Source organism: Jingyaoa shaoxingensis, assembly GCF_014385005.1.
Taxonomy (GTDB): domain Bacteria; phylum Bacillota; class Clostridia; order Lachnospirales; family Lachnospiraceae; genus Marvinbryantia; species Marvinbryantia shaoxingensis.
Map to the genome: position 1 here is coordinate 268,198 of NZ_JACRSZ010000001.1, position 16,240 is coordinate 284,437.

Sequence of the window (16,240 nt, forward strand, 5' to 3'; positions counted from 1 at the left end):
CTTTAGTTTACCTGACTGAATGGAATATTATCATAGGTTACCAACAGCTCATAATCACCAGAAGCATCATTATATACATACAGATATACTCTTCCGGTTGACACACCAGGTTCTCCCTGTACATACAGATCATATGGGAAACTGATCGGTGTTCCTTCTGAAAGCACGGTCTGGTTTCCATCCTGTTCCAGTACCATACGCACTGCCGACTGTCCATCATAACTTGCCGGTGCCTCAAGCTGTGCATTACATGCCCAGGTTCCTTCTGAGGAAGAACTGTTATCCGGTCCACTGCTGACAATCAGTATCACCGTACTTCCCGGTGTGGCATTGCCTGTCATACTCTGGTTCATAACCGTTCCGGCAGCATAGGAATCACTGGTATCATCCTGTCTGGATGCATAGAATCCAGCCTGCATTAATTCATTAACTGCTGTATCATAATCTTTCCCTGTTACGTCTGGTATCTCTGTTGCACCATCCTCTATCGTGAACGGTGCTTCTGTTGTTTCTTCCTCTGTCTCTGTAGTTTCTGTTTCTGTATCTTCTGTCTCACTTGCCTCTGTAGCCTCAGTATCTGTTGACTGAACAGTCGCATCGGTCTGAATCTGAATTCCGGAAGCATCATAATCCTGCTGCTCTCCATCATCGTATGTGTAATTATAGTCTTCCCCTGTACCGGTACTGACATCTGCAGAATTATCTGCCTGTACCTCTGTTGTTGCTTCTGATTTCTGTGTAAACAATCCTGGCAGACTTAATTTGAAAATACCAAGTGCATTGGCAATTAACCCAAGAAATATAGCTGCAATCAGAATGGCAATAATAATACTGCCAACGGTCATAATTTTTTCTAACTTAGGATTCAATAAACTGTCCTCATCTTCTTCATTGTACTGGTAAGTACGGTTCTTATCAAATTCTTCTCCCTGATAGTCATAGGAAGGATTCCCATATGTTCTGGCATCCATCCCATAAGTATATGGATCATAGGAAGCTTCACCGTTATATCCATTCCGATATCCACCATTATCACCTGGTGCCTGCACGTTTTCCTGAGTCCCATATGGACGATAAATATTCTCCTGCCCAGCTCTTGCACTATTGTACCCTTCCTTGATTGCTCCCAGTTCTTCTTTGGAAATAACCACTGTTCTTCCGCCTGGATTCGTAGCAATCTGTACAAAATCCCCATCTGGATTTACCAGAGATTCTTTCAGGTCACGGATTAGCTCCGTCATATTTGCGTAACGTCGATCCGGACTTTTCTGTGTACATTTGTAAATAATCTGTACTACGCTTCTTGGCAGATCCGCCACATAGACTTCCGGTGACTTCATCTCCTCCTGCAGGTGTTTGATTGCAATTGCAACAGTACTCTCTCCATCAAATGGTACATGACCTGTCAACATCTCATACAGTGTTATACCCAGTGAATAAATATCACTCTTGGCATCACTGTATCCGCCTCTTGCCTGCTCAGGTGAAGTGTAATGTACCGATCCCATGACTGCTGTGCTGATGGTATTATTGGTTGCGGCTCTGGCAATCCCGAAATCTGTTACCTTCACTTTTCCATCGGTGGATATAATAATATTCTGTGGTTTCACATCTCTGTGAATAATCCCACTGTTATGTGCTGCTTCCAGTCCCTGTGATACCTGTATGGCAATACTGGTTGCTTCTCTGACTGCAAGTCTTCCCTTCTTGGCTATATATTCTTTTAATGTGATGCCTTCCACCAGCTCCATTACAATAAAATATACACCTTTTTCTTCACCTACATCATAAATATTCACAATATTAGGATGCGCCAGACCAGCTGCTGCCTGTGCCTCTGCCCGAAACTTTGTGATGAATGCCTTATCCTCTCGGAATTCTGCTTTTAATACCTTTACAGCTACAAACCGGTTCAGTTTGTGGTCTCTTGCCTTATAGACATCTGCCATTCCGCCGGCACCGATTTTCCCGACGATTTCATACCGTCCCTGTATAAACATGCCTTCCTTCAACATTATTTCACCTCATTACTTTTCCTGCTAATCAGTAGTACTGTAATGTTGTCTCTCCCCCCATTACGGTTTGCTGCATCAACAAGCGATTCAGCAGTCTTCTGCAGGCTTTTTTCTGTCTTTATAATCTGTTGAATCTGCTCATTGCTGACCATATTGGTAAGTCCGTCAGAGCATAATAGAATCACATCCCTGATTCCTGTCTTTTCTTCGAAGCAATCTACTGTAACTGTCTCTTCTGCCCCGATTGCTCTGGTAATGATGTTCTTGTCCGGATGATTCCTTCCTTCTTCCTGCGTAAGCTTACCCAGCCTGACCATCTCCTCCACCAGAGAATGATCATGAGTAATCTGCCGTATCTCATTACCTATAATATACAGACGACTGTCTCCCACGTTCGCCACATAAAGTGTGTCTTTATAAAGTGTGGCAGCCACCATGGTTGTCCCCATCCCGCGGCTGCACTCTTTTGTGGTTGATTCTTTGTATACCATATCATTCGCATGCTCCATGGCACGTCTTAAGATCTTCACCGGGTTCTTTTCCCTGCTTTTGCGAATATTCTGCAAAAGAACTTCTACTGCATAACTGGAGGCTCTCTCCCCGGCATTCTGGCCACCCATTCCGTCTGCAACCACAAAGAGATTCGGAAGATTTCCAATCGGACGTTCTGACACAAATACATAATCTTCATTCCTGCGCCGTACCCGTCCGGTATCTGTCAAACTGTAACTCTTCATGTTCCTTCCTTTCCTTTTATCTCCAACTCTCCATCTATGTAACTTTTTCTGAGCTGGCCGCATGCGCCGCCAATATCCCGTCCCATTTCCCTTCTAATTGTAGCATTTATTCCGCATTTTTCAAGTTTGCTTTTAAAATTCGCCACAACATGGGCATTGGACTGTACGTAACTTCTTTCTTTTATAGGATTCACCGGAATCAGATTCACATGTCCGTGAAGTCCTCTGAGCAGTTCACTGAGCTGCTGTACATCCTGATCTGTATCATTCACGCCGCCCACCAGACTGTATTCAAAGGTAAGCCGTCTTCCTGTCTTTTCAAAATAGTACCGGCACGCTGCCAATACATCCTTCAAATCATATTTATATGCAATGGGCATCAGTTCCATTCTTTTTTCCTGCGTTGCCGCATGAAGGGAAAGTGCCAGGGTGATCTGGAGTTTTTCCTCTGCCAGATCATAGATCCGTGGTACGATCCCACAGGTAGATACCGTAATATTTCTCTGGCTGATGTTCAGTCCGTGTTCATCACTGAGCATATGGATAAACTTCAATACATTATCATAATTATCCATTGGCTCACCGGTACCCATCAATACCAGATTAGACACCCTCTCCCCACTGTATTTCTGAATCTGATAGACCTGATCCAGAATCTCGCCCGGAAGGAGATTCCTGGTAAGCCCTCCAAGTGTGGATGCACAGAACCTGCATCCCATCCGGCATCCTACCTGAGATGACACACATACAGAATTCCCATGCTTATACTTCATCAGCACACTTTCGATTACATTCCCGTCATGGAGACGAAACAAATACTTCTGCGTTCCGTCGATCCCTGATGTCAGTACGTCAATCATCTGCAAATGTGTACAGGTATATTCATTCCTCAGCCGTTCCTTCAGCTTTGCAGGAATATTGCTCATCTCATCCGGTGAGTCTGCCAGTTTTTCATGCAGCCACTGGTAGATCTGTTTGCCACGGAATGCCTTTTCCCCACAGGCACTCATCTCTTCTGTCATTTCACTGTAATCCAGTGATTTGAGATCTTTTTTTTCCATTATCTTATCCTCTTAAATCTGGCTATGAAAAATCCATCTGAGCTGTGTACTCCCGGCAGAAGCTGCAGATAACCGGCTTTTGTCGTCTTGCTGCGAAGTTCTTCACAGATATACGGGTCCATGGAATCAAGTTGAAACGGATAATTATCCAGAAACCATTTTACGTTATACTGATTCTCATCTGCACCGATGGTACAGGTGCTGTAAATCAGTGTACCTCCCACTTTCACATAAGACCATACGGTATCCAGTATTTTTCTCTGTATTTTCACCAGTTCCTGCTGCTTGGCCTCCGTCATCTTATAACGGATATCCGGCTTTCTTCCCATAACTCCCAGTCCGGAACAAGGCAGATCTGCCAGCAGAATATCTGCTTTTTCTACAGAATTCTCATCAAATACAGTAGCATCCTGCTTCACAGCCTCCATATTAATCCGCTTGGTTCTCTCCAGATTCTCTCGCATCAGTTCTACTTTATAATCTGTCAGGTCTCTTGCTTCCACATAACCGCTGCCGGCCAGTTTATCTGACAGATGAAGGCTTTTCCCCCCTGGTGCCGCACATACGTCGATACAGTAATTTCCCCATTTCGGATCTGCTACTTCTGCCACCAGCATAGAGCTGACATCCTGTACCTGGAACCATCCATCCTTAAACGCATCAATTGCCTGCAGATAATTGTAGTCTGAAATCTCCAGCGCATAGTCCAGATAAGGCACTTCTTTCACTGTAATATGCTGTGCCTCCAGACTCTGAATAATTTCTTCTTTGGATGCCTTGCTTAAGTTGCAGCGGATACAGGTCGGACTTTCTTTGCGCATGGTCTGACAGATGGTCTCTACAGTATCAAAATCAAACTGTGCCAGCCATTTTTTCAGAATCCACTCCGGCATGGAATAGGTCACAGAAAGATACTTCCTCGGGGTCTTCTCTTTATCCGGATAGGCGACCTGATCCAGCTTTCGCGCAGTATTACGCAGTACTCCGTTTACAAAATTCTTTAATGTGTAGAATCCCTTTTTCTGTGCCAGTTTTACTGCCTCATTGCAGACAGCCGAATCCGGCACACTGTCCATATATTTTAACTGGTATACCGACATTCTCAGGAGATTGCGGATAAAAGGCTTCATATCCTTTACTTTCACGCTGGAGAACTGCTCCAGAATATAATCAATCTGAATCAGGTTCTCCATGGTTCCTTCTGCCACTCTGGATATGAATGCCCGGTCTCTTTTCTCCAGATACTGGTATTTTTCCAGTGTTTCTCTTATCACAACGTGACTGTATCGTTCTTCTTCTGTGATCTCCCACAGAATTCCAAGAATGATTTCTCTGGTATTGACTGGCTTAGTCACGATCGTTCCTCCTTGCTATTAAAATCAGTCTCAGCAGCTGTAGCAGTGAACTTGCAAGTGCTGCCACATAAGTCATGGCTGCTGCACGAAGCACTTTTCGTGCCCCATCCATCTCTGTACTTCCCAGAATACCGCCCTGATCCAGAATCTCAAGTGCTCTGGAAGACGCATTAAATTCCACCGGAAGTGTTACCAGCTGAAATAGCACTGCCAGGCAAAATAATACGATTCCAACTGTCACCAGCGGACGCAGGGAAAAGATCAGTCCAGCGAAAAATACCGGCCAGGAAAGCTGTGAACCAATATTGGCTACAGGAACCAGGGTACTTCTAAGAACCAGTGGTCCATACTGTTTCTGATCCTGCACTGCATGTCCACACTCATGAGCCGCCACACACACTGCTGCCACCGAAGTGCTTCCGTAAGTACTGTCTGACAGACGCAGGACTTTATCTCTTGGATCATAATGATCCGTCAGGTTACCGGAAACATGTTCGATACGTACATCATAGATTCCTGCCATATGGAGTACCTTTTCCGCTGCCTGTGCCCCGGTCAGACCGGCCATACATCTGACTTTATTATATTTTGCAAATGTTGCATTCACTCTGGATGAAGCAATGATGGTCAAAACCAGTCCGATCAGTGCCAGAATCATTGTCGGATCATAATACATTCTGCCATATCCATAATAACCTGCATAACTTAATAACATGATCTATACCTCTTTTACTGTTCTCCAATCTTTATTCCGTCTTCCAGCTGATATCCACGCAAAAATGCATCCGCATCCATTCGTTTCTTTCCCTCTAACTGCAGTTCCAGAATCTCCAGCATACCATCCCCGGTCTGCACGCCAAAGTGTTTTTTATCCATCAGGATCACGGTTCCCGGCTCTTTTTTCTGTTCTGATAATGGATGAACAGCCGCTCTCCATATCTTTAAAGTCTTCTGCCCAAGATGAGTATAGGCACTTGGCCATGGATTCAGTCCACGTACCAGTCTCTCAATCTGGACTGCACTTTGTGTCCAGTCGATCTCCCCCATCTTCTTGGTAAACATTGCGGCATAGGCTGTGGTACTCTCAGACGGCTGCTTCTGTGGATGTATGTTTCCTGCTTCCAGCTCGTCCAATGTTTTTAACAGAAGTCCTGCTCCCACTTCACTTAATTTGTCAAACAGGCTTCCTCCTGTCTCCTGAGGATCCAATACCACTTCTTCTGTCAGCAGCATATCTCCGGTATCCAATCCTTCATCCATCTGCATCGTAGTAACTCCCGACTTTTCTTCCCCATCAATTACAGCCCACTGGATCGGCGCCGCACCCCGGTACTTCGGGAGAAGGGATGCATGTACATTCACGCAGCCATACTGAGGCATATCCAGAATTGTTTTCGGTATTAACTGGCCAAATGCTACCACTACAATCACATCTGGATGAAACTGTCTGATCTCTTCCACCACTTCCGGTTCTCTTACTTTCTTTGGCTGCAGTACCGGAATCTCAGCCCGCACCGCCACCTCTTTTACAGCGGTGAACTGCATGGCTTTTCCCCTGCCTTTTGGTTTATCCGGCTGTGTTACAACTGCCACAACCTGATGTCTGGACTGAAGCAGTGCTTCCAGTGTTCCCACTGCAAAATCCGGTGTTCCCATAAAAACAACTCTCATACGATCCTCTCCTGTCTGTTATTCTTCTTGTCAGCTCTGTATCTTCTATTCTTTCCTGATACTCACCGATATGTTTCTTGCTTACTCATTGTCTTCGTTCTGGTACAGTTCCTCATTGTCATAAAGTTCTCCCTCTACCAGCGAAGTATACATGATTCCGTCCAGATGATCACATTCATGGCAGATAGCCCTTGCCAGAAGTTCTTCTCCTTCTAACACGAATTCTTCCATGTCTTCATCCATGGCACGTACTCTTACATGCATCGGTCTTGTAACCAGTCCGCTTTTTCCAGGCAGACTTAAGCATCCTTCATATCCGGTCTGAGATCCCTCTTTCAGTTCTATCACCGGATTAATCAGTACATACGGTCCATCCCCGATATCAATGACTACTATTCTTTTCAGAATTCCCACCTGTGGTGCTGCCAGTCCCACTCCATTTTCTTCATACATGGTTTCCAGCATGTCATCGATCAGTTCCCTGATTCTCGGTGTCACTTCCTTTACTTCTTTGCATTTCTTTTCCAGTACGCTGTCTCCCTGGATTCTGATTTCCCTGATTGCCATTTTATTCCTCCTGCTCCGATCATCTGATCTTTCGTTTTTCTTTTGTATTTTCAAAAAGGAGCTGAACATCAGTCATTCAGGTCAAACTGTACCATAACGGTACGGTAACCTTCGTTCAGTTCCATGTATTTTTCCAGTTTATTTTTTATTCCGGTAAGTACTGACAGCTGCTCTGCCTTCAGATAAATGACCTTTCGATACTCATCCTGTATTTTTCCAATACTTTCCTGTACAGGACCGAAGATCCTTACTTTCTGATTCTCTGGCATGCGCTGTATCATTTTTACCAGATACTCCATTGCCATCTGCAAATGCTGTTCATCCTTCCCTGTTCCATGCAGGGACATCATATATACCGCCGGTGGATAACCGGCCAGCATGCGATAGCTCATTTCTTCACCGTAAAACTCCAGATAATCCTGTTTTGCTGCCGATGTAATGCAGTAATGATCCGGATCGTAAGTCTGGATGACCACATTTCCCTTTTTTTCCCCCCGTCCTGCTCTTCCTGCTGCCTGCGTCAGCAGCTGAAAGGTCCTTTCGCCTGCTTTGTAATCGTCTGCATGAAGGGATAAATCCGCTGCCAGAATCCCCACAAGGGTTACATTGGGAAAATCATGCCCTTTTACAATCATCTGGGTGCCGATCAGTATATCCGCTTCCTGGTTCTGAAATGCGGACAGGATCTTCTCATGTCCATCCTTGGCTCTTGTCGTATCCATATCCATACGAAGCACCTCAGACTGTGGAAACATCTTTTTTACTACCAGCTCCACCTGCTGGGTGCCAATACCAAAGGTGCTGATAAAAGAAGAACCGCACTTGGGACATACTTCCGGTCTTTTTTCCTCATATCCACAATAATGGCAGATCATCCTCCCATAATTGTGGACAGACAGCGAAACATCACAGTGCGGACACATCAGCACATGTCCACAGGCACGGCAGGACAAAAATCCTGCATATCCACGCCGGTTCAGAAACAGCATGATCTGTTCACCGGCATCTAACTTGAGCTGTATCTCTTCCCTGAGCTTCGCACTGATCACAGATCTGTTTCCGTTTTTCAGTTCTTCTCTCATATCTACAACATCTACATCCGGAAGACTGCTGCTGCGTGCACGTTTATCCAGTGTATATAATGCATATTCTCCCTTTTTTGCACGATAATATGCTTCCAGCGACGGTGTTGCCGAACCCAGCACCACTTTTGCATCTTCCAGTTCGGCTCTCTCTATTGCCACCTCTCTGGCATGATATCTGGGCGTGGTTTCACTCTTATAAGAACTTTCATGTTCCTCGTCTATAATAATCAATCCCAGTCTGGAAAAGGGCGTAAACAATGCAGATCTGGGTCCGATCATAATATCGATATCCCCGTTTTTCGCTCTTTGGAACTGATCATATTTCTCTCCGGCTGAAAGTCTGGAATGGATGATGGATATCCGGTCACCAAACCTGCGGTAAAACCGCATAACTGTCTGGTAGGTAAGCGAAATCTCCGGTATCAGCACAATGGCCTGCCTGCCCTTCTCTATCGTTCGTGCAATCAGTTCCATATAGACTTCCGTCTTTCCGCTTCCGGTTACTCCGAAGACCAGCGACACTCTGCACTGTTCTTCCTGCCAGATGGCATCCGTAATACGCTGCTGCTCTGGATTCAGACGGATCGTATAATCTTCCTGTTCTCTCTGATGTAATGGATTACGATATACCTGTACTGCCTCAACTTTCAGGATTCCCTGTTCTTCCATGCCTCTGACTGTGGCTGATGTAATATTCAGTTTCCCTGTTGCCAGATCATATGGAATCTCTTTTTCTTCCCGTAGAGCCTTCAGCAGACGATATCTTGCCCTCTGACTCTTCTTCTCGTAAAACTTTAATTTTTCTTCTGTCTCATCCTTTGATAAAAGTAAAACCAGCGTCTTTTTCTCCTTTGGTTTTACCTTCTTCTTAATCGGAATCACCGTCTTTAATGCCTGAATCATGGTAGAACCATAGGTATCCCGCATCCACGCTGCCAGCGTAATCAGACGGTCTTCTCCCGTTGTCTGTTCTGTTCCCACCAATATTTCCTGTATGGACTTCATTTTGCTTTCTTCATACTGGGTTATGCCGGTCAGCTCCACCACATATCCTTTTGTCAGACGATTGCCCTTTCCAAAAGGGATCGCCACCACATCTCCTATATGAATCAGTTTCTGCATGGAATCCGGAACCAGATAACTGAATGTCCGGTCCAGCTTTTCCTGAGAAATATCTACAATAATATTAGCGTATAGCTTTCGCTGCATCTTCTTCCAGGATCTCCTTAATCAGTACTCTTTCATCCATGGGATGCTTTACGCCGCAAATTTCCTGATAATCTTCATGACCTTTTCCTGCCAGTACGATAACATCCCCCGGCTGTCCGTGATGAATCGCATAGGCAATGGCCTCTTTCCGATCTGTGATCTTGATGTATTTTCCTTCTGTTTTGGAAATAGCTGATTCAATATCTGCCAGAATTGCCTCCGGTTCTTCGAATCTTGGGTTATCCGATGTGATAATTGTAAAATCTGCCAGTTTTCCAGACACTTCACCCATTTCAAAACGTCTGGATTTGGAACGGTTTCCACCACATCCAAATAGGCACACCAGTCTCTTCGGATGATACTCTTTTAATGTTGTCAGCAGACTCTCTAATGCCATAGCATTGTGGGCATAGTCAATCATCAGTGTAAACTCATCAGAGACCTTGATCATCTCAATACGTCCCTTTACCTTTGCCAGTCGCAGTGCTGAAACAATATTCTCATCTGTTACTCCAAAATGGTCGCATACCGCTATGGCCGCAAGGGAGTTGTACACACTGAATTTTCCAGGGATGTCAATCTCCACCTGGAAATTGCGCTTGCCACTGACATAGTAATCTATTCCCAGATATCCCGGTGCTGACACCAGCTTGGTATCCGTTGCTCTGAAATCTGCATTCTCTGCAAAACCATATGTCTCAACCTGACAAGTGTGTCCTTTGAGAATCTCTTCCAGATGCTTATCATCTGCGTTCATAATTCCCAGCTTACACTGTCGGAACAGGCGGGATTTGCATTCCAGGTATTCTTCAAAACTGGAATGTTCTGCCGGTCCGATATGATCCGGTTCCAGATTGGTAAAGATACCGATCTCAAACAAGATTCCCGCTGTGCGGTGCAGCATCAGCCCCTGAGAGGATACTTCCATTACTACACTGTCACAGCCAATCTGAACCATCTCTGCAAAATATTCCTGAATAGTCATTGATTCCGGTGTGGTATTGCAGGCTGGAATTACTTTATCCCCGATAATTGCTTCAATGGTACCAATTAACCCGACTTTATGTCCTGCTGCTTCCAGAATAGAACGGATCATATAGGTCGTCGTTGTCTTTCCTTTTGTTCCTGTGATACCGATCACTCTTAATTTTTCTGCCGGATAATCATACCAGGCCGCAGCGATCAGTGCCATGGCATATCGGCTGTCCTCTACCTGAATAACCGTTACAGACTCTGGGACTTCTACCGAATCCTGTACCACAATGACAGATGCTCCTTTTTCTGCTACCTGTGCTGCATACGCATGCCCATCTGATACGGCCCCTCTAATGCATAAAAACAGTGCCCCTTCTGTTACTTTTCTGGAATCATTATAGATTCCGGTGATCTCTTTATCCATATCTCCCTGCAGGCAGGTATAATCTAAACGTTCCAATAACTTTGATAATTTCATGCTGTTTTCCTCCTTTTAGAGTCTGTGTTTCTCCTGAAACCACGAAATTGCATAGATAAATAGATTATAGGGCAATTGATTTTTTATGTCAACAAATGGGCCGTCAGAGATGAAAAAAAAGAGGTGTGATGCCACACCTCTTTCAAAAACAATCTTATACCAGCTCAAGAAGAACTTCCATTGCTGCATCACCTTTACGAAGACCAATCTTAACGATTCTTGTGTAACCACCGTTACGGTCAGCGTATTTTGGTGCATATTCATTGAAGAGCTTTTCTGTAAGATCGATTTCTTTTGTGTTTTTCTTCTTACCAGCTGCTTCTGTAGGAACTTCTTTTACAGTATACAGAACTTTTTTCATCTGTCTTCTAGCGTGAAGTCTGCTAGGAGAATCTTTCTTGATTTCTTTCTGTACTTCGTCGTATACAGTAACTTTCTTTCCGTCTACAACTTCTTTTACTCTCTTACCTTCTGCATCTTTGCGAGGTACTTTAGCTGTAACTGTTACTGTTTCGAAGTTATCTTTTTCTCTTACTGCCAGAGCAATCAGCTTTTCAGCTTCCTTACGGATTTCTTTTGCTTTTGCTTCTGTAGTAACGATTTTACCATGCTGAAGAAGAGCTGTAACCTGACCTCTGATCAGAGCTTTTCTCTGTGCTGATGTTCTGCTAAGTTTTCTATAACCTGCCATTTTATTTTCCTCCATTTTGGAGCACGCGGGAACGCTCTTCGGGCTTACTCCCCGTGCAACATCATTCTATTGTATTATTCTTCACTTGGATTTAACTGCAATCCCAGTTCTTTCAGTTTTGCAAGAACTTCTTCCAGAGACTTGCGACCAAGATTACGAACCTTCATCATATCTTCCGGAGTTCTGTTGCAAAGTTCTTCAACGGTATTGATACCGGCTCTCTTCAGACAGTTATATGAACGAACAGATAATTCCAGTTCATCAATATTCATTTCAAGAACTTTTTCTTTTTCATTATCTTCTTTTTCAATCATGATCTCAGCGTTCTTTGCGCTTTCAGACAGATTGATAAAGAGGCTTAAATGCTCACTGAGCACTTTTGCAGCAAGGCTGACTGCTTCATCCGGAGCAAGTGTACCATTGGTATACACATCCAGAGTCAGTTTATCAAAGTCTGTAGCCTGTGCTACACGGGTATTTTCTACAGTCATATTTACACGTTCAACCGGTGTGTAAATAGAGTCAACTGCAATCACACCAATCGGCATATCCGGAGTCTTTCCTTCATCTGCACTGATGTAACCTCTACCTGTTGTAATAGTGATCTCCATATACAGCTTGCTGTCAGGACCACCGCTGAGCGTTGCGATTACCTGGTCTTTATTCAGAATCTCCAGATCCTGATCAACCTGAATATCTGCTGCAGTAACCACACCTTCGCCTTCATATTCAATGTAAGCGACCTTTGGCTCATTTGTCTCACTGGTATTCTTGATAGCCAGTGATTTCAGATTCATAATAATCTCGCTGACATCCTCTTTTACACCTGGAATGGAGCTAAACTCATGCAGAACACCTTCGATCTTTACACGGCTGACAGCAGCTCCAGGTAAAGATGAAAGCATAATTCTACGAAGTGAATTACCCAATGTAGTACCATATCCTCTTTCAAGTGGTTCTACAACAAATCTTCCATATTTATGGTCTTCAGAAATCTCAGCAATTTCAATTCTTGGTTTATTAAAATCGAACACTTCTTGCGCCCCTCCTTTTGGGTTGTTGTAATTGAGGGTTATAGGCAGGACCCGCATCAGCGAGTCCTGAATTTACTTCCTAATGCTTATTTGGAGTATAATTCGACGATAAGCATTTCGTTTACTGGAACGTCAATTGCTTCTCTTGCAGGAAGTTCTTTTACAGTTCCTTTTAAGTTCTCCTGATCGCTTTCCAGCCATTCTGGAACCAGACGTCCGCCTGTTACTTCCAGAATGTCTTTGTATCTCTGAAATCCTTTGTTCTTTTCTTTGATTTCGATTGTATCGCCAGCTTTTACAAGGTAAGATGGGATATTAACCTGCTTGCCGTTTACCAGTACATGCTTGTGGTCAACGATCTGTCTTGCTTCTTTACGTGTTCTTGCAAATCCAAGTCTGAAGATTACGTTATCCAGTCTTGTTTCCAGCATGATCATCAGGTTAGGACCTGTCATGCCTGGCATTCTTTCAGCCTTAGCGTAGTAGTTACGGAAAGGTTTTTCAAGTACACCGTAAATGAATTTTGCTTTCTGTTTTTCTCTTAACTGCAGACCGTATTCACTCATCTTACGGTTTGCTCTCTTTAATTCTCTATTGGATTTTTTATCGATTCCTAAATATACAGGATCCAGACCGAGTGATCTGCATCTTTTCAGGACCGGAGTTCTATCTACTGCCATCTTATTTACCTCCTAATTAGACTCTTCTGCGTTTTGGTGGGCGGCATCCATTGTGTGGAACCGGAGTTACATCAGTGATGCTTGTTACATCAATACCGCATGCACTCAGTACACGGATAGCTGCTTCTCTTCCTGAACCAGGACCCTTTACAAATACGTCTACTGTCTTTAATCCGTGAGGGATAGCTGCTTTTGCAGCTGTCTCAGCAGCCATCTGTGCTGCATATGGAGTAGATTTCCTTGAACCTTTAAATCCCAGACCGCCGGCACTTGCCCAAGATAATGCATTACCTGCAGCATCTGTCAATGTAACAATTGTATTATTGAAAGATGACTGAATATGTGCCTGTCCGCGTTCAACGTTTTTCTTAACGCGCTTTTTTGTCACTTTTTTCGTAACTTTTTTAGCCATGATAAACTAACCTACTTTCTTCCTATTAATTATTTCTTCTTATTAGCTACTGTTTTCTTAGGACCCTTACGTGTTCTAGCGTTTGTCTTGGTCTTCTGACCACGAACAGGAAGTCCTTTACGATGACGGATTCCTCTGTAGCATCCGATTTCCTGAAGTCTCTTGATGTTCAGAGCGATTTCTCTTCTCAGGTCACCTTCTACTGTATAATGTTCATCCATTACGTCACGGATTCTGGAAACTTCTTCATCTGTAAGATCTCTGACACGAGTATCAGGATTTACATTTGCTGCTTCCAGGATCTTATTTGAGCTTACTCTACCAATACCGTAGATGTAAGTCAAACCGATTTCAATTCTTTTCTCTCTTGGTAAGTCTACACCAGCAATACGAGCCATGTAATTTTTCCTCCATTTTCTCATAAGCTACCGTTCACACGCAGCCCGCCATAGCCAGACGTCTGAAATGTTGTGCGCTGCCCGGTGCTCAGCTATATTGTCTTTAATTGGGGTTCTGGAATTCTTCCAGCACCCAGCCGCGAAAAACGACCTTTCCGTATCATGTGCATGATTCGGTATTAGAAGCAATATAGGGGATGTATCTGCTGTGTAAACTCTCCAGCATTAAGAGCACTGCCGGATACATCTTCGCATATATTGTCATCAGCATGTCAGACATGCTGCAGCCGTGTTCAATCATCCACAAACTTTACCGGGAATTAACCCTGACGCTGTTTGTGTTTTGGGTTCTCACAGATTACTCTGATACTTCCCTTTCTTTTAATGATCTTGCATTTTTCGCAGATAGGTTTAACTGATGATCTAACCTTCATGTGTTAAATCCTCCTTTCCTATTTACTCGCCTTATAGGGCATAATAACCCCTTTATCTAAAAAGGTACGCTAGAGAGTATAGCACTAGCGCACCTTTTTTGCAAGTATTTTTTTAAATTTTTTGAATTATTTTAAAAATGATTTGAAATTCGGCTTTCGCCAGCTCTTATTTATCTCTCCAGATAATACGTCCCTTAGATAAGTCATATGGAGAAAGTTCAATAGTAACTTTATCTCCCGGAAGAATACGGATAAAATTCATTCTCAGCTTTCCACTGATATGAGCCAGTACCACATGCTTGTTTTCCAGTTCTACCTTAAACATGGCATTTGGCAGTTTCTCCAGTACTGTTCCTTCTACTTCAATAACATCTGCTTTAGACATTTGAAAACCTCCTGATTGCTTTTCTGATTTCTTCGTTTTTGATTGTTACAATGTTCAAACCCAGAAGTTCTTCCGGTATCTGTCTGACGATCTGAATATGTCTGATCTTTTTCTTTTTTGGATGGTCCACCGGTTTCAGGCGGCCATCGGAGAGATAGACATATTCCCCTTCTGTCTTCACAATTACATAAAGTGTATCTTTATCATGCCCTGCTCTGGACCAGGCAAGCATTCCCGCTTCATAATTCATGTTCTGTTACCTCCCGGCATAGATAGTCAGTAATTTTCTAACTTTTATATCTGACCTAATGTCAGGATCTCCGGTTCCCCATCCGTAATCAGTATCGTATTCTCGTAGTGAGCTGACAGTGAGCCGTCTTCTGTTACAACAGTCCAGTCATCATCCAGCCAGCATACATCGTAACTTCCTGCATTGATCATCGGCTCTATCGCAAGCGTCATTCCTGATACAAGACGGATGCCCCTTCTACGCTGTGCAAAATTAGGGATCTGCGGGTCTTCATGAAGATGTGTGCCGATTCCATGTCCAACCAGGTCTCTGACCACTCCATATCCAAATCCTTCAGCGTAGGCACCAATGGCTGCTGATATCTGATGAAGATGATTTCCCTCACGGGCAAATTCTATTCCTTTAAAGAAACTGTCCTGTGTCACCTGAATCAGCTTACGGGCTTCTTCTGAGATTTCACCTACTGCATGAGTTCTTGCTGCATCGGAATGATAGCCTTCATAAATAAGACCAGCATCCAGACTGACAATATCCCCTTCCATCAGAATGTGTTCGTCACTTGGAATTCCATGTACGACTTCATCATTTACGGAAACGCAGATTGATGCCGGATAACCATTATAATTGAGGAAATTAGGAATACACCCCATATCCCGGATCAATTTTTCCCCATACCGGTCAATATCCTTTGTGGAAATACCTGGTTTTACATACTCTGCCAGTTTGGCATGAACCAGTTCAAGACGTTTTCCAGCTTCTCTCATAAGCTGTATTTCTCTTGCAGACTTTATTGATACTGACAT

At 43.8% G+C, this 16,240-nt stretch carries 18 protein-coding genes; all 18 read right to left on the reverse strand.

What is annotated here, in order from left to right:
• Positions 1 to 2 precede the first annotated feature (2 nt).
• Positions 3 to 2,015, reverse strand: a complete 2,013-nt coding sequence (gene pknB / locus H8716_RS01235; RefSeq protein ID WP_249306660.1) for a Stk1 family PASTA domain-containing Ser/Thr kinase — start codon at positions 2,013 to 2,015, stop codon at positions 3 to 5.
• Positions 2,015 to 2,752, reverse strand: a complete 738-nt coding sequence (locus tag H8716_RS01240) for a Stp1/IreP family PP2C-type Ser/Thr phosphatase (RefSeq protein WP_249306661.1) — start codon at positions 2,750 to 2,752, stop codon at positions 2,015 to 2,017. Before H8716_RS01240 ends, pknB begins: the two co-directional genes overlap by 1 nt.
• A complete protein-coding gene (rlmN, locus tag H8716_RS01245; RefSeq protein WP_249306662.1) occupies positions 2,749 to 3,813 on the reverse strand; it encodes a 23S rRNA (adenine(2503)-C(2))-methyltransferase RlmN in 1,065 nt (354 codons plus the stop codon). Before rlmN ends, H8716_RS01240 begins: the two co-directional genes overlap by 4 nt.
• Positions 3,813 to 5,168 carry a 16S rRNA (cytosine(967)-C(5))-methyltransferase RsmB gene (gene rsmB / locus H8716_RS01250; RefSeq protein WP_249306664.1) on the reverse strand — a complete coding sequence of 452 codons (1,356 nt, stop codon included), beginning with the start codon at positions 5,166 to 5,168 and terminating at the stop codon, positions 3,813 to 3,815. Before rsmB ends, rlmN begins: the two co-directional genes overlap by 1 nt.
• Positions 5,161 to 5,883 (reverse strand): zinc metallopeptidase, encoded by a 723-nt coding sequence (locus tag H8716_RS01255; RefSeq protein ID WP_249306666.1) that lies wholly within the window; start codon positions 5,881 to 5,883, stop codon positions 5,161 to 5,163. Before H8716_RS01255 ends, rsmB begins: the two co-directional genes overlap by 8 nt.
• Positions 5,884 to 5,897: 14 nt before the next feature.
• A complete protein-coding gene (gene fmt / locus H8716_RS01260; protein ID WP_249306667.1) occupies positions 5,898 to 6,839 on the reverse strand; it encodes a methionyl-tRNA formyltransferase in 942 nt (313 codons plus the stop codon).
• An 81-nt stretch (positions 6,840 to 6,920) separates the two neighbouring features.
• Positions 6,921 to 7,406 (reverse strand): peptide deformylase, encoded by a 486-nt coding sequence (gene def, locus H8716_RS01265; RefSeq protein ID WP_249306668.1) that lies wholly within the window; start codon positions 7,404 to 7,406, stop codon positions 6,921 to 6,923.
• A 68-nt stretch (positions 7,407 to 7,474) separates the two neighbouring features.
• On the reverse strand, positions 7,475 to 9,700 hold the full coding sequence (gene priA / locus H8716_RS01270) for a replication restart helicase PriA (RefSeq protein ID WP_249306669.1): 2,226 nt from the start codon (positions 9,698 to 9,700) through the stop codon (positions 7,475 to 7,477).
• Positions 9,678 to 11,153 carry a UDP-N-acetylmuramoyl-L-alanyl-D-glutamate--2,6-diaminopimelate ligase gene (locus H8716_RS01275; protein ID WP_249306670.1) on the reverse strand — a complete coding sequence of 492 codons (1,476 nt, stop codon included), beginning with the start codon at positions 11,151 to 11,153 and terminating at the stop codon, positions 9,678 to 9,680. The genes priA and H8716_RS01275 overlap by 23 nt, the downstream gene beginning before the upstream one ends.
• Positions 11,154 to 11,307: 154 nt before the next feature.
• On the reverse strand, positions 11,308 to 11,844 hold the full coding sequence (locus tag H8716_RS01280) for a bL17 family ribosomal protein (protein ID WP_249306672.1): 537 nt from the start codon (positions 11,842 to 11,844) through the stop codon (positions 11,308 to 11,310).
• A gap of 74 nt (positions 11,845 to 11,918) precedes the next feature.
• Complete coding sequence (locus H8716_RS01285; protein ID WP_249306674.1) at positions 11,919 to 12,878, reverse strand: DNA-directed RNA polymerase subunit alpha; 960 nt, start codon at positions 12,876 to 12,878, stop codon at positions 11,919 to 11,921.
• 86 nt (positions 12,879 to 12,964) lie between these two features.
• Positions 12,965 to 13,558, reverse strand: a complete 594-nt coding sequence (rpsD, locus tag H8716_RS01290; RefSeq protein WP_249306677.1) for a 30S ribosomal protein S4 — start codon at positions 13,556 to 13,558, stop codon at positions 12,965 to 12,967.
• A gap of 16 nt (positions 13,559 to 13,574) precedes the next feature.
• The gene (gene rpsK, locus H8716_RS01295; protein ID WP_249306678.1) at positions 13,575 to 13,970 is read right to left on the reverse strand and encodes a 30S ribosomal protein S11; all 396 of its coding nucleotides are present in this window, start codon (positions 13,968 to 13,970) and stop codon (positions 13,575 to 13,577) included.
• A 29-nt stretch (positions 13,971 to 13,999) separates the two neighbouring features.
• Positions 14,000 to 14,368 carry a 30S ribosomal protein S13 gene (gene rpsM, locus H8716_RS01300; protein ID WP_249306679.1) on the reverse strand — a complete coding sequence of 123 codons (369 nt, stop codon included), beginning with the start codon at positions 14,366 to 14,368 and terminating at the stop codon, positions 14,000 to 14,002.
• A gap of 320 nt (positions 14,369 to 14,688) precedes the next feature.
• Positions 14,689 to 14,802, reverse strand: coding sequence for a 50S ribosomal protein L36 (gene rpmJ, locus H8716_RS01305; RefSeq protein WP_003497809.1), 114 nt, complete (start codon positions 14,800 to 14,802; stop codon positions 14,689 to 14,691).
• 166 nt (positions 14,803 to 14,968) lie between these two features.
• The gene (gene infA / locus H8716_RS01310) at positions 14,969 to 15,187 is read right to left on the reverse strand and encodes a translation initiation factor IF-1 (protein ID WP_005428560.1); all 219 of its coding nucleotides are present in this window, start codon (positions 15,185 to 15,187) and stop codon (positions 14,969 to 14,971) included.
• Positions 15,180 to 15,437, reverse strand: coding sequence for a KOW domain-containing RNA-binding protein (locus tag H8716_RS01315; RefSeq protein ID WP_249306681.1), 258 nt, complete (start codon positions 15,435 to 15,437; stop codon positions 15,180 to 15,182). The genes infA and H8716_RS01315 overlap by 8 nt, the downstream gene beginning before the upstream one ends.
• Positions 15,438 to 15,481: 44 nt before the next feature.
• Positions 15,482 to 16,240 (reverse strand): type I methionyl aminopeptidase, encoded by a 759-nt coding sequence (gene map, locus H8716_RS01320; protein WP_249306683.1) that lies wholly within the window; start codon positions 16,238 to 16,240, stop codon positions 15,482 to 15,484.